At 58.8% G+C, this 13,655-nt stretch carries 16 protein-coding genes; 7 read left to right on the forward strand and 9 right to left on the reverse strand.

What is annotated here, in order from left to right; all coding sequences use genetic code 11:
- The first annotated feature begins 45 nt into the window (after positions 1–45).
- Complete coding sequence (gene polA / locus ACINK1_RS05590; protein ID WP_376800115.1) at positions 46–3,009, forward strand: DNA polymerase I; 2,964 nt, start codon at positions 46–48, stop codon at positions 3,007–3,009.
- Positions 3,010–3,025: 16 nt separating this feature from the next.
- Here the strand turns inward: polA and ACINK1_RS05595 are convergent, their stop codons facing one another.
- From ACINK1_RS05595 to ubiE, 3 genes are all read right to left on the reverse strand, one after another.
- A complete protein-coding gene (locus ACINK1_RS05595) occupies positions 3,026–3,817 on the reverse strand; it encodes a class II glutamine amidotransferase (RefSeq protein WP_376800106.1) in 792 nt (263 codons plus the stop codon).
- A 68-nt stretch (positions 3,818–3,885) separates the two neighbouring features.
- The gene (gene ubiB, locus ACINK1_RS05600) at positions 3,886–5,421 is read right to left on the reverse strand and encodes a 2-polyprenylphenol 6-hydroxylase (RefSeq protein WP_376800107.1); all 1,536 of its coding nucleotides are present in this window, start codon (positions 5,419–5,421) and stop codon (positions 3,886–3,888) included.
- Positions 5,422–5,437: 16 nt separating this feature from the next.
- Entirely contained in the window at positions 5,438–6,202 is a 765-nt protein-coding gene (ubiE, locus tag ACINK1_RS05605) for a bifunctional demethylmenaquinone methyltransferase/2-methoxy-6-polyprenyl-1,4-benzoquinol methylase UbiE (RefSeq protein WP_376800108.1), read from the reverse strand.
- Positions 6,203–6,287: 85 nt separating this feature from the next.
- Here ubiE and ACINK1_RS05610 point away from each other — a divergent pair, with 85 nt between their 5' ends.
- The 3 genes from ACINK1_RS05610 (at position 6,288) to ACINK1_RS05620 (ending at position 8,132) form a co-directional block, all read left to right on the forward strand.
- Complete coding sequence (locus ACINK1_RS05610) at positions 6,288–7,283, forward strand: adenosine kinase (protein ID WP_376800109.1); 996 nt, start codon at positions 6,288–6,290, stop codon at positions 7,281–7,283.
- 365 nt (positions 7,284–7,648) lie between these two features.
- Positions 7,649–7,927, forward strand: coding sequence for a BrnT family toxin (locus ACINK1_RS05615; RefSeq protein WP_376800110.1), 279 nt, complete (start codon positions 7,649–7,651; stop codon positions 7,925–7,927).
- Between the two features lie 13 nt (positions 7,928–7,940).
- Complete coding sequence (locus tag ACINK1_RS05620; protein WP_376800111.1) at positions 7,941–8,132, forward strand: BrnA antitoxin family protein; 192 nt, start codon at positions 7,941–7,943, stop codon at positions 8,130–8,132.
- 427 nt (positions 8,133–8,559) lie between these two features.
- Here the strand turns inward: ACINK1_RS05620 and ACINK1_RS05625 are convergent, their stop codons facing one another.
- Positions 8,560–8,964, reverse strand: coding sequence for a hypothetical protein (locus ACINK1_RS05625; protein ID WP_395760019.1), 405 nt, complete (start codon positions 8,962–8,964; stop codon positions 8,560–8,562).
- Positions 8,965–9,511: 547 nt separating this feature from the next.
- Between ACINK1_RS05625 and ACINK1_RS05630 the strand changes: the two genes are divergently transcribed.
- Together ACINK1_RS05630 and ACINK1_RS05635 are read left to right on the forward strand one after the other, a co-directional pair.
- Complete coding sequence (locus tag ACINK1_RS05630) at positions 9,512–10,144, forward strand: DUF5343 domain-containing protein (RefSeq protein ID WP_376803890.1); 633 nt, start codon at positions 9,512–9,514, stop codon at positions 10,142–10,144.
- Between the two features lie 31 nt (positions 10,145–10,175).
- The gene (locus ACINK1_RS05635) at positions 10,176–10,730 is read left to right on the forward strand and encodes a Swt1 family HEPN domain-containing protein (RefSeq protein WP_395760020.1); all 555 of its coding nucleotides are present in this window, start codon (positions 10,176–10,178) and stop codon (positions 10,728–10,730) included.
- Between the two features lie 172 nt (positions 10,731–10,902).
- On the opposite strand, the gene ACINK1_RS05640 is transcribed toward ACINK1_RS05635, so the two are convergent.
- Positions 10,903–11,034: a hypothetical protein gene (locus ACINK1_RS05640; protein WP_395760021.1), complete on the reverse strand. Its 132-nt coding sequence runs from the start codon at positions 11,032–11,034 to the stop codon at positions 10,903–10,905.
- A gap of 6 nt (positions 11,035–11,040) precedes the next feature.
- Between ACINK1_RS05640 and ACINK1_RS05645 the strand changes: the two genes are divergently transcribed.
- Positions 11,041–11,271, forward strand: coding sequence for a hypothetical protein (locus ACINK1_RS05645; protein WP_395760022.1), 231 nt, complete (start codon positions 11,041–11,043; stop codon positions 11,269–11,271).
- Positions 11,272–11,478: 207 nt separating this feature from the next.
- Here ACINK1_RS05645 and ACINK1_RS05650 read toward each other — a convergent pair whose 3' ends face one another.
- The 4 genes from ACINK1_RS05650 to ACINK1_RS05665 all read right to left on the reverse strand — a co-directional run.
- Positions 11,479–11,931 carry a dATP/dGTP diphosphohydrolase domain-containing protein gene (locus tag ACINK1_RS05650; RefSeq protein WP_395760023.1) on the reverse strand — a complete coding sequence of 151 codons (453 nt, stop codon included), beginning with the start codon at positions 11,929–11,931 and terminating at the stop codon, positions 11,479–11,481.
- Positions 11,928–13,181, reverse strand: coding sequence for a helix-turn-helix domain-containing protein (locus ACINK1_RS05655; protein WP_395760024.1), 1,254 nt, complete (start codon positions 13,179–13,181; stop codon positions 11,928–11,930). The genes ACINK1_RS05650 and ACINK1_RS05655 overlap by 4 nt, the downstream gene beginning before the upstream one ends.
- Entirely contained in the window at positions 13,178–13,468 is a 291-nt protein-coding gene (locus ACINK1_RS05660; protein WP_395760025.1) for a hypothetical protein, read from the reverse strand. Before ACINK1_RS05660 ends, ACINK1_RS05655 begins: the two co-directional genes overlap by 4 nt.
- Positions 13,465–13,655, reverse strand: a 191-nt coding sequence (locus tag ACINK1_RS05665; RefSeq protein WP_395760026.1) for a hypothetical protein, incomplete at its 5' end; no start/stop codon positions are given. The genes ACINK1_RS05665 and ACINK1_RS05660, both read right to left, overlap by 4 nt.

The following is a 13,655-nucleotide window of genomic DNA, read 5'->3' on the forward strand; positions in this document are numbered from 1 at the left end:
GACCCTGCTTATAACCCAAAGCTCAGAACCGTGCCGAGGCCTCCCTTGTCCGCATCTCCTCCTGTCGTTCCAGGCGATCACGTCTTTCTTGTCGATGGTTCATCCTTCGTCTTCCGCGCCTATTTCCAGTCGATCAATCAGGATCAACGGTATAATCGCCGCTCCGACGGATTGCCGACGGGCGCCGTCCGCCTGTTCTGCAACAAGCTTCTTCAATTCGTTCGCGATGGCGCGCTTGGCATCAGGCCAACCCACCTGGCGATCATCTTCGATAAATCGGAAGCTTCCTTCCGCAAGGAGCTTTATCCGCTGTACAAAGCCCATCGCCCGGACCCGCCTGACGATCTGGTGCCGCAATTCCCGCTGATGCGCAGCGCTGTGCGCGCCTTTGGCCTCGTTCCTGTCGAGCAGATACGCTACGAGGCGGATGATCTGATCGCCACCTACGCCCGGCAGGCTCGCGAAGCGGGTGCTGATGTGCTGATCATCTCCGCCGACAAGGATCTGATGCAGCTCATCGGCCCGAAAGTGGCGATGTATGATCCAGCCTCGGGCGAGCCGCAGCGCGGCAAGGGATTTCGTGCCGAGCGGCGCATCGGCGTCGATGAGGTGAAGGATTATTTCGGCGTGCCGCCGGAGCGCGTCGTCGATGTGCAGGCACTCGCCGGGGACGCCACCGACAACGTGCCGGGCGCACCGGGCATCGGCATCAAGACGGCAGCCCAGCTCATCACCGAATATGGTGACCTCGAGGCATTGCTGGCACGTGCCGGCGAGATCAAACAGCCCAAGCGCCGCGAAACATTGACCGACCCGCACGTGGTCGAGAAAGTACGCCTGTCCCGCCAGCTTGTTCATCTGGTCGATGACGTGGAAACCGAAGTGCCGCTTGGCGATCTGCGGCTGGTCGATCCTGATCCGCGCCCGCTGATTGCGTTTCTCAAAGGGCTTGAATTCACCACCATCACCAAGCGTGTGGCGGAACTCTACGACGCTGACGCGACCCTCATTGACGCGGATGCAGGAACACTCGCCCTGGTGCCGCCGGCCGCAAGCACATCTGTTGCAGCAGCAACGCCCGCACCCGCGTCTGCCGGTCTCGATGGCGCCAGCCCCGCCACCCTTGCAGCAAAGCGTCGGACAGAAGCCGCCGGCGCCAGCGTCGATCTTGACCGCTATGAGATGGTCAGCACTCTGGAGCGGCTGGATCACTGGATTGGGGTGGCGATGCGCTCCGGCGTCCTCTGTGTTGATACGGAGACGAACGCCCTCGATGCGGTGGGCGCTGATATCGTCGGCCTGTCACTGGCGACCGACACCAACGAAGCCTGCTATGTGCCGCTGGCGCATCGCGGCGGCGATGGTCTTTTCGGCGGTGGCAGGATCGAGGGCCAGCTTGCGGCCGAATTGGTGATGGAGCGATTGAAGCCGCTGCTGGAACACCCAGGCGTTCTGAAGATCGGCCAGAACATCAAATACGACCTCAACGTGTTCGCCCGTTGGGGTATAACCTTGGCGCCCATCGATGACACGATGCTGCTTTCCTACGCGCTTGATGCCGGGCGTGGCGGCCATGGCATGGATGAGCTGAGCGAGACATATCTTGGTCACAAGCCAATAGCCTTCAAGGAGGTGACGGCGGCACAAAAAGGCGCAACGAAGGATTTCTCACTGGTGCCGCTTGCCGAGGCTACGCGCTACGCCGCCGAGGATGCCGACATCACGCTGCGCCTGTGGCGGGTTTTGAAACCGCGCCTGCCGGCCGAAGGCATGACCACGCTCTACGAGACGCTGGAGCGTCCGCTGGTGCCGGTTCTGGCCCGCATGGAAGCACGCGGTATCCTCGTTGATCGCCAGATTCTCTCGCGGCTCTCGGGTGAATTTGCCCAGCGCATGGGGGCCATCGAGGAAGACATCTACAAGGACGCCGGTGAGCGTTTCAATATCGCCTCGCCCAGGCAGCTGGGCGACCTCCTCTTCGGCAAGCTTGGTCTTCCGGGGGCCAAAAAGACGGCCACCGGCCAATGGTCGACGACCGCAAGCGTGCTGGAGGATCTGGCCGCAGAAGGCCATAAGCTGCCGCGCCTCATCGTCGACTGGCGGCAATTGTCAAAGCTGAAATCGACCTACACGGATGCGTTGCCAGGCTTCGTCAACCGCGAGAGCGGACGCGTCCACACCTCTTATTCGCTGGCCGCCACGACGACGGGGCGCCTCTCATCGTCGGAACCCAACCTGCAGAACATTCCCGTGCGCACCGAGGAGGGACGCAAGATCCGCACCGCCTTTATCGCGGCGCCGGGATGGCAGCTGGTATCAGCCGACTATTCGCAGATCGAGCTGCGATTGCTGGCCCACATCGCCGACATTGCGCAATTGAAGGCCGCTTTCGCCAGGGGCATCGATATTCACGCGCTGACGGCGTCCGAAATGTTCGGTGTGCCGGTTGATGGCATGCCCGGCGATATCAGGCGGCGCGCCAAGGCGATCAATTTCGGCATCATCTACGGTATTTCCGCCTTCGGCCTTGCCAATCAGCTGTCCATCGCGCGCGAGGAGGCGGGTGCCTATATCAAGACCTATTTTGAGCGCTTCCCCGGCATACGCGACTACATGGAGGCGACCAAGGCACAGGCGCGCCGCGATGGTTATGTCACCACCATCTTCGGGCGCAAATGCCACCTCCCGGCGATTGCCTCGAAGAACCCCTCCGAGCGTGCCTTCGTCGAGCGCCAGGCGATCAACGCTCCCATCCAGGGCAGCGCGTCCGACATCATCCGCCGCGCCATGATCCGCATGGAGGCGGCACTTGGCAAAGCAGGGCTCGGCGCCCGCATGCTGCTGCAGGTCCATGATGAACTGATCTTCGAAGTGCCGGAAGACGAGGTGCAGGCAACGCTGCCGGTCATCCGTCATGTGATGGAAGGATCAAGCCTGCCGGCGCTCGCGCTTTCCGTGCCGCTGGTGGTTGACGCCCGCGCCGCGCGCAACTGGGAGGAGGCGCATTAGTAGAACATGTCAGATGTCACGCAGCCAGTCTGATCGCCTCCGGCTCGAAGCCAACAACACGCACGCTTTCGCCCTTGCGCAATATGATGGCATGCGCCGCCGGCAGCGCCTGCCAGCGCTGGCGCTCGCGGTCTGTCGGCTCCGAGACGATCAGAAGATCATCGCCCTCCTGGCGGTAATAGACGGTGGGAGCCTTGTCATCGGAGGCCCAGCGGAAGGCAAACAGATTATCGCCATCGGTCATGGCGGCGGCAAAGCGCAGCGGTTCATCAATGCCTGCCTCGCGCATCATCGCTCTCACCAGCGCCAGTGTTTCCGCCATGCCAACCGCCGGACAGGCGCCGGCACCACGCGCCAGCGCGATGAGGAACAGCGCCTCGCTGTCGGTCGTGCCGAAGCGGCTGGCATAGTAGGCATCGGGAATGAGGTTCTCAATCTTCCGGCGCAGCGCCGCATAGCCGCCGATCTGGCCGTTATGCATGAACATCCACGGCCCGCAGGCGAAGGGATGGCAATTGGGGCGGCTGGTTGCAGTGCCGGTCGAGGCACGGACATGGGCAAAAAAAGTCCCGGCGCGGACATGGCGGGCGATGTTGCGCAGATTATCATCCGACCATGCGGGCAGGATTTCGCGGTAAAGACCGGGCTCCGTGCGCTCGCCATACCAGCCAAGCCCAAAGCCATCGCCATTGGTCTCGGTCTTGGCCTGTTCCGCATGAAGCGATTGATGGACCAGGCTGTGGTCGGGTTTTGACACGACATCTTCGAGAAAAACCGGTTGGCCCTTATAGGCAATCCAGCGGCACATGGTTCAACCCCGCGCAACGAACGCAATCCGGCATTTTCATCCTAGAACCTTACCAGAGGCTGAACAGTTCAGCGCCACCAGGCAAGCGCAGCAAGTGCGATCGCTGCGAGTGCCACGAGCCACGGCAGCCGGCTTGGCTCATTGGCAACCGGCGGGGCAAGCGGCGCCTCGCGGCGTGCCAGCCAGTCCTCTGCCGCGCTTTGAACGCGCATGAGAATTTCCGGCGATTCAGAGGCCAGATGGACGAGCTGACGCGCTGTCTCGCCCACCCGTTCCAGGCCCCCGCGCGGACCCAGATGATGCGCCATCCATTCGCGCACGACGGGCTCAGCCGTCTTCCACATATCGAGTTTCGGGTCGAGGGAGCGACCGACACCTTCCACCACGACCATGGTCTTTTGCAGCAAGATCAGCTCAAGCCGCGTGCGCATCTCGAAGACCTGCGTGTATTCGAGAAGCTGCGCCAGCAGGCGGGCCATGGAAATTTCATCCGCCGTCTTCTGATGGATCGGTTCGCCGATCGCCCGCAGCGCCTGTGCAAAGGTGGCAACCGATTGATGGCGTGGCACGTAGCCTGCCTCGAAATGCGCTTGCGCTCCACGCCGGTAATCGCGGGTGATGAAGCTGTAGAGGATGGTGGCCAGAAACCGCCGCTCGCGCTGGTCGAGCCGCCCCATGATGCCGCAATCGACCGCCACCAGGCGCCCGGCTGAATCGACGAAAAGATTACCCTGATGCATGTCGGCGTGGAAAAATCCATCACGCATGGCATGGCGCAGGAAATGCTGGATGACCGCGCGCCCGAGCCCTGGCAGATCATGCCCCTCGCGCCGCAGCCGGTCCGTGTCAGACAGCGGAATGCCGTCGATCCAGTCGGTCGTGAGGACGTTCCTGACGGTACGGTGCCAGTCAACGCCCGGCAGGCGGAAGCCATCGTCATCCCTGGTGTTTTCCGCCAGCTCCGAGAGCGCTGCTGCTTCAAGCCGCAGATCCATTTCAAGCCTCACACTGTCGGCAAGCGTGCGCACCACACCCACCGGATCAAGCCGGCGCGCCGAGGGGACACAGCGTTCGATGAGGTGGGCTGCGGTAAAATAGGCCCTGAGATCACGGTAGAAGCGCGCGCTCACATCCGGCCGCAGCACCTTGACCGCGACATCGCGCCCGTCAGCAAGGCGAACCTTGTGCACCTGGGCAATCGAGGCAGCGGCAACGGCAGGTTGGAGGGTACCAAAAAAATCATCGACATTGCGTGAAAAGGCCGCTTGCAGGATGGTGCGCGCCTGCTCGACGGGGAAGGGTGGCAGGCGGTCCTGTAACCGCTCGAGATCGCGCGCCACGCTCTGGCCGACGACATCGGGACGGGTGGCGAGAAACTGCCCGAGCTTGACATAAGAGGGCCCGAGGCGGGCGAATGCCGCTGACAGCCGGTCGGCACGGCTTTGCTCGCCGATGTCGCCACGCTCGATAGAGCGCGCGACACGGACCGCCAGTCTCACGGGCGGCGGCATGTCATCTTGCGGCACAAAGCGCAGAACGCCTTCGCGCACCATGACAAAGCCGGCGCGTGCCAGGCGAAAGAGATCGATGACAAGACTGACCATCGCCCGGCCTATCCCCTTACAGCCGCCAGCCGGAATGAATGGCAACAATGCCGCCCGACAGCGGCCTGGCGCTGACGCGGGCAAATCCCGCCCCGCCGATCATCGTGGCGAAGCGCTCGGCATCGGGAAAGCGGCGGATCGATTCAACCAGATAGCGATAGGCCGCCTCATCGCCGGCGATCAGGCTGCCGAGACGCGGGATGACGTTGAACGAATAGAGGTCGTAAAGCTTGTCGAGCAGCGGCACATCGACGGTTGAAAATTCGAGGCAGAGAAAGCGCCCGCCCGGCCGCAGCACCCGGTAGAACTCACCGAGCGCCACGTCGATGCGCGGCACGTTGCGGATGCCAAAGGCGATCGTCACCAGATCAAAACAGCGATCGCCAAAGGGCAGGGCCTCGGCATTGGCCTCGCACACCTCGACACGGGCGCCAAGCCCCGCCTTGTCGATACGCTCGCGCCCGACCGCCAGCATGTCGCCATTGATGTCGGAGAGAACGGAGGTAACCTGCGGTCCTCCAGCCGCCAGCAGGCGCAGCACGATGTCGCCGCTGCCGCCCGCCACATCGAGATGGCGGTAGGCGAGGGTGCGTGGCGGCGCAGCCATGGTGACGAAGATATCCTTCCACACGCGGTGGAGCCCCGCTGACATCACGTCGTTCATGATGTCGTAGCGCGCCGCAACCGAGCGGAAGACCTCGTCAACGCGCTGCTGCTTTTCGCTTTCGGGGACATCCTCGAAACCGAAATGGGTGGTGGAGGGCGAAGATTTCTGAGCCATGCGTCCCTTGATAGCCGAGCTTTACTGCAAGCGCCAACCGGGGTATGCGCCGTCACCCTGTTTCTCCCAAGCAAACGAGCATCCCATGACCCCGACACTTGACGTCCTTGGCATCGGTAACGCCATTGTCGACATTCTTGCGCGTACCGAAGAGGACTTCCTGGCAAGCCGCCATCTCGCCAAAGGCTCGATGCAGCTTATCGACGAGACGGCAGCCGAGGCGCTCTATCAGGGCATGGGACCGACGGAGGAGATTTCCGGCGGCTCAGGCGCCAATACGATTGCCGGCATCGCCTCGCTGGGCGGCAAGGCAGCCTTCATCGGCAAGGTGAAGGAGGATCATCTGGGCGCGCGCTTCATCCATGACATTCGTGCCGCCGGCGTTGCCTTCACCACGCCTCCGGCTAAAGACGGCCCGGCCACCGCCCGCTCCTTCATTCTGGTGACGCCTGATGGCGAGCGCACGATGAACACCTTCCTGGGCGCCTGTCAGGCGCTTGACGAACATGATGTTGATCCCGCGCTCATCGAAGCGGCCAAGATCACCTATCTCGAAGGTTATCTGTGGGACCCGCCGCACGCCAAGGCGGCCTTCCGCAAGGCATCCGCCATCGCCCGCGCCAAAGAGCGCCGGGTGGCATTGACGCTCTCGGATGCGTTCTGCGTCGAGCGCTACCGCGAGGAATTCCTCGATCTGTTGCGCTCAGGCGCGGTTGATACGCTGTTTGCCAATGAGCACGAGTTGAAAGCGCTCTATACGACCGCCGATTTCAACACCGCCTTGGAAGCCTTGCGCAAAGACGCCAAACTGGCTGCCGTCACCCGCTCGGAAAAGGGCTGTGTCATCATCGAGGGCATGACGACGGTTGAGGTGCCGGCAGCGCCGGTGGAGCAGGTGGTGGACACAACCGGGGCTGGCGATCTCTTTGCCGCCGGCTTCCTCTACGGCCTTGCCCACGACCTTGGCCATCGCCGCTCGGGCGAGCTGGGCGGCCTTGCCGCCGCCGAAGTGATCTCCCATCTGGGCGCGAGGCCCTTGGTCAGCTTGAAGGATATCGCCAAGGCGAACCGGCTGCTGTGAGGGGCGAACCTGCTGGCGCCATGCTGTTGCTGAAAAATGGCGCGCCCGAAAGGAGCAGGGCCATATCTCTTGTGAAGAGATGGAAGCTACGCGGTACAGGCGGGTGTTTCGAGCTTTATCGTGCGCAATCTTTTGCGGCATCGGAACATCACGACAGCGGCGCGTCAAGCAAACTTCGACGCAAGCCCTGTGAACCAAGTATTCAACACAGTTGGCGATATGCTGACGGCCACGCTCGAAGGGCAGGCGGGGACAACCATCGTGCCCCTTGCGCGCGGATTGGAGACAAGTTAGCTGCGCCCATGCACGAATTGACGTAGTAACAAAAATCTTGTGTCGTTACTATTTTTGTAGTAACGATAATCATGAAAATCGAAGTCGATCCAGCCAAACGCCAAGCCGTTGTGGAACATCGCGGCTTGGATATGGCGCGGGCCGGAACGATTTTCGACGGCAACACCCTCACCATCGAGGATGACAGGGCGGATTATGGCGAACCGCGCTTCATCACGATTGGTAGGCTCGATGGGCGAATGGTTGTGCTGGTGTGGACGCCTCGGGCGAATGCACGCCGGATCATTTCAATGAGGAAGGCCAATGACCGCGAACAGAAAGCCTATGGACGTCGGCTGGATTGCCCCTGATGACGCCCCGGACATGAGCGCCCCGGAATGGGTAGCGAAGCTCGACAGGACGGAAGTGAGGCGCGGGCGCCCCAAGGCCGAAGCGCCCAAGGTTTCTACCACGCTGCGACTTGACGCGGACATTATCGAGCGTTTCCGGGCCGATGGTCCGGGCTGGCAATCGCGCATCAATGCGGCCCTGCGGGATTGGCTTAAAGCGGGATGACAAGCCTGACGGAATGACGCCTTGGACGGTGAGGCTTTGACGCGCTCAATGATGGTCTCGATACGCAATTGCGAGGCTGCACAATTGCGAAATGGATCGGCGGCGCTGAGCGGGTGCGGCACGATATCTATCCCTCGGCAGGGCAGGCGCTAGATGCGCTCTCGATGCTGGCGCGGCAAAAGGAACGGCGAGGGTATTGACCGAACCTCCCAGCTCTTCACCATAGTGCCGAACGCGTGCCCTGACATTTAAAAGCGCGCCTAACATTAACTCGATCGACTAGGGACGGTCGGCGCCCGGATGACTGGCGAAGAGATGCGGCAATTTCTCACCGATTTTGCCGGTCTGCAAGACCTGCTTGCCCGGCTCGAAGCAGCCAAGCTCTATGTGCTCGTGGCTGCCGAATACTGAAGGCGCACGCTCGACCCTAATCGCTCGAAAGCCATGCGGTTGCCGTCACGGGAATGGCATGTTGCTCTAGAAAATGAAGGATATCGTCATAGGGATTTTGATCTCCTGCAAAATGATTTGCAAGCACGTCCAGCACGCTCGCATCAGCAGGAACGGCGAAAGAAGATCGTGCGTCTTTCGTTAAAGCCGCAAGCAAGAGAGGCACGTGCGCCGCCAGAATGGTGTAATGCCATTCATTATCCGCATTGCCAGAGATGATGACGAGATCGCTATGATCTTGAAGTGTGGCATCGGTCTGCCAGAACGGTATAGCGTTTTGAAAAAGAATAACCCGGCCCATCGACTGGTTATCTCCACGTTTATAATTCTGTTTTGCTATATAAATATTATTATAGTGTTGTCTTTGTTGCATATCAATCAATAAAATACTTAGTGTTACAAATTATTGGTTGCCGTGGAATAAGATTTATGAACGCAGAAGCGATACGGATTCCATCGCAGTGATGAGCCCCTATCGCGCTCCGGCGTGATTCAAACCCTTTTTTGATGGCTTGTCGATCGGCCGCTACGATCTGACGAAGAAGGAATGGCAGGTGATCAGGCATCACCTGCCAAACAAGCTGCGGGTGTGCCGCGCGCAACCTCGCTCGTGCTATATCCCGCTTCAACAGACTTGCCGAGTAACGGGTCGACCACGCTTATCTGCACTGACGTTGCGCCAAAAATTACCGGATCTTAATCGGGGTTCGCTCGGGTACGACAAGCTGGACCAGTAAGTCATTGATTTTGTGAACATGAAAAAACTAAATGGCGCGCCAATTAGTTGAAATTGTGAATTTTTTTGTTGCCGACATAGACTCTAACAATAGCCAGATATCAAGAACGTTCAAAGAACATTGCTCTATGCAAGAGTCACAGCATGGGGTATTATTTGGAATGACAACAATTGAGACTAAGGGCTGCAGATAATGTCGTCACTGCCGTACGTGACTTCGCCAGGCAATATCATCAAGGCGCTCGATGAGATAAAGAAGGCGGCTGTGCCTGAGCGCGTAAGTCAAGATTTTGTTAAAACAATTCTGAAGATACCTGGTGGCTCGGGTGATCAAATGACTTCGTTTCTGAAGAAATTGAACCTAACAAATTCCGATGGTTCGCCGAATGATAGGTATCGTAAGTTTAGAAATCCTGTTCAATCGGGAAGTGCAATTGCCGAATCAATAAAGTATGCATATGCACCTTTATATAATCGCAACGAATTTATGCATCAACTCAATAAAAACGCTCTTGTTAGTTTGGTTGTTGAGGAGACAGGGCAAGCACATGACTCTAATCCAGTGAAATTGATCGTAAGCTGCATTAAAAATCTAAAGTCTTTTGCAAATTTTGATGCCGCGTTGGTAGAACCAGAATCCAACAAGCGGATGACGAGTCCTCCCGCGCTAGCAAGCGATCATTCAAATCAGCCATCGATACAAGAATTCGGTTTGAACCTCGGCTACACAATCAATTTAAATCTTCCAGCTACGTCATATCCGGCGGTCTTTGATGCAATTTTCAAGAGTTTGAAGCAAAATTTGTTGCGAAAAGACGATGCCTAAACGACCAGATGGGATTATCCGAGCATTTGGAATGTCCGGATTGCAGATCGTCAGCAATCTATCTCAAGTTGAGAAGGAATTCTCGATAAATCTTGGGCATTTAGCAGATGGACCTAAGAATAGAAAGGCGACAGAGTACGAGCAATTTGAGGTAAATCTTCGCAATGAAGCGGCAAGAATGTCCGAATTCTATGAAGTTTTTTATTGTCTTGAGAATTCTATTCGTAAGTTAGTCGCCGATATGCTTATTGAGGCCGAAGGAGCAGATTGGTGGAATAGCAAGCGCGTCGATGAAAAGAGAATAAAAGAGCCTTCGGAAGCAAGAAAAAAGAAAGAAGTAGACAGCGGTATCACACCGCGCTCTGATCAACTGATTGATTACACTACTTTTGGGGAACTATCACAAATTATTACAGATAATTGGGATCTTTTTGAACCAATATTTCAATCGAAAACAGCTGTTAGTAATGTATCAAACCAATTGAATTTATTAAGAGGGCCGATTGCTCACTGTAACCCGACAGACGAGTTGGAACAAGAACGGCTCAACCTCGCGGTACGAACTTGGTTCAAAATCATGTCCTGAACTGCTACACGAATTTCAGTGTGTCCCGGGGATGCAACGGGGGCTCAGCCCCCTTGCCATGATAGGCGCGGTAGTACCACGCACATCTTGCCTTCTGTGCCACAGCCTGCAGACGCCTGTGCGCCTTGGATGGATTTGTGAATCTGACGCCAGAGCCAAAACAGCCTTTGGGCTACTGGCCGATCCACCAGCGATCACGGCTTACGAGAAGAAAATCGCCGATCTTGAAATCCGCAGGCTTCTGATCGCGGAAATGCTCGAGAATTAGAGCAAGCCGCAATATGCCTTTGACGATTTGTTCCAACGCGCCATGGAATTCCTCTCAAGTCCTTGGAATTTATGGCAAAGTGGACAGCTTCAGTACCGCCGTCCGGTGCTCCGATTGGCCTTCGCCGAGCGTGTGCCGTATCGTCGGTGTGAAGGGTTTTCCAACGTCAAAACAGCATTGCCGTTCAACGTCTTAAGTCGGTTATCCATGGGTGGAAATAAGATGGCGCGCCCGAAAGGCGTGCACAGATTGAATGAATTCAATGCGCTATAGATGATCCGTGTCGCACCTTGCAACACAAAAAATCAAGGCTTTTCGCCGCGATTGTCGCACCTAAAACACAAAAAGCCCCGCCCCGGCGCAGTGGCCAGGACGGGGCGGAAGAGATGTCACCCGAAAAGCGCGGGCTGGAGTAGCGGCCGAAGCGGCAACCCATGGGCTGTGATGATCAGTTCGCGGACAGTCTTCGCCGCTCCGCCGTCACACGCCGGCTGAAGGCGCGGCTTGACCAGAATGCGTGCAGTGTTGCGGCGTTCGGTCAGAAAAAAGCGATCTGATTCGCTGGACATCGCTTTCAAGCCCCCGGATCAGATCGCCCATGGCTACATGGGGCGGCCTGTCATCATTGAGTTTCTGCGCAAGGCTGGCATCGAGGAGAATACCTGCGCAAGCCAGAATGGATGCCAGATGCGGGACACCGGTTTGCGGGTCAAGCTCCTCGCCGTTCCACCAGCTTTCGAGGTGGCGTTCCAGCGCTGCCTTGTAAATGGAGGCGCGCACGCCGGACACACGCCAGTTGTAGGCACCATATTTCGCCGCACCTTCCGCAAATGCGAGGGCGGCGAAAACCTTGAGAGAGGCAGGCACGAGATCGAGCGGCAACTTGTGGACAGCCGCACCATCCTTCGGATTTGTCGGTTTCACATCACTCATGCGGCGCGCCCTTTGTAGATCGATCCCTCGGAGGGATCACCAACCTGAATTTTCCAGCGCCGCGCGATTCCCCGCCGCGGATGGACGGTCAGCATCCATTGCGAGGCCGGGTGCGAGCGCATGCGGCCCGACCGTGAATATTCCGATGGCCCCGCCAGCGTGCCGTTAACGAACCCCTGTTCGAGTTCGAGCGGCGTGTGGAAGTGACCGATGATGACGGCATCGACGATCTCGCCCTCGGCAGCATAATCCTGAATGATGCGCTGCATTCCGCGCGCCGCCGTCGCCGCTGGACCGATGAACCCTGCACCGCCGCGCGAACCGATCCGGTCGCCATGGGTGAACAGGATGTTCCAGCCGTGAATCCGCACAAGCGCGTCACCGCTCGCCGGCGCGGAGAAACTGACGCGCCGCTCGCCCTTCGCGGCGAACCAGCTCTCGACAGCCCATGCGGTCAACGTGTCATAGGAGTTGAGAGCGAACGCCTTCGCCTCCGGCTTTTTCGTCACCCGACCATGATTGCCCGGCACCGACAGCACGCGGATATCGCATTTGAAGGACCTGAGCAGCAAGTTGATGCCGCTGACCAGCGCCTCCGACAATTCGCGCACCGCCGGAATGGCGAGGAGATCGTTGGTTTTTGCCAGTTCCTCGTGAATTTCGCCCGAGATCAGATCGCCGAGCAGCACCACATAAACCACTGAGGGCGGAGGCCCCGACCAATGAACGGTCGCCAGCTTCACAACCGCCTGGAAATAGCGCTTGAGGCGCTCTTTCGCGATGAGGCGATTGTAGCTGTTCCGACCGCCCATCTGCGCAAGATCGATGACCTCGCCCATATGCACATCCGAGATCGGGAGAATGACGGCCTCGGACGTGGAACCAGCACGCTCACGTCTGGGGCTCCAATCCTCCGGGGTCGGAGGATCTTCTGCCAAACCAAACACGGCCGCGCGAAGGGATTGATCCGTGACTGCGCGACGCTCGGCCTCAGCCAGACGTGCGGTCTGTCGCGCAACCGTGTCCTTCAGACGGCGGACCTCGATTGGATCGGCCGGAACCTCCGGCACAGATGCAGCGCCTTTTGTGGGCGCCACGGAAGCCCCCGCGAGCGCGCGGGCTTCCCGCCTGGCGGTACGCGGGTCCATGCCGAGGCGGCGGGCGGCATAGGTGGGGTTAACGCCCTCGCGCAAAAGAGCGCGCAGCACAAACCGCTCGTCGTCCGTCAGATGTTTCCCCGGGATTCTCACCGGCCAAACACCCTGCCGTTGCTTTCCATCAGATACCCCTCGATGCGCTTCAGCTGCTCCGCCATCCGCTCTTGAATAACCAGCACTCTGACAAGCGCATCGCGATCGGCAGGCGCGGTCGCGGTGACGCGCTCCAGCATGTCAAGGCGGGATTTGTGGCCATTCAGTTCCATGTTGATGCCAAGATAGATCGATGCGAGGGCCGCCAGAACGCCGGCAACCCCGCCGATGCCAAAACGCCGCCCGATGATGAAATAGCTGCCATCGGCTAATTGTTCTTTGGTCACTTCGTTGTCTCCACAAGGGCGTTATGGCGGGCGGCGCAGGCTTTCAGGGAGGCTCGATCGCGCGCCCATAACGGCACGATATCGCCAGCCGAAAGGGTACGATCAGGAAGCCTGACGGGCGGATTGCACGGCATGGCGAGAGATGGCGGAATGGCCGGCTTCACATAGCGTGTCTCAATGACCGGCA

The organism is Raskinella chloraquaticus (SeqCode), assembly GCF_021731865.1.
GTDB classification, from domain to species: domain Bacteria; phylum Pseudomonadota; class Alphaproteobacteria; order Rhizobiales; family UBA4765; genus Raskinella; species Raskinella chloraquaticus.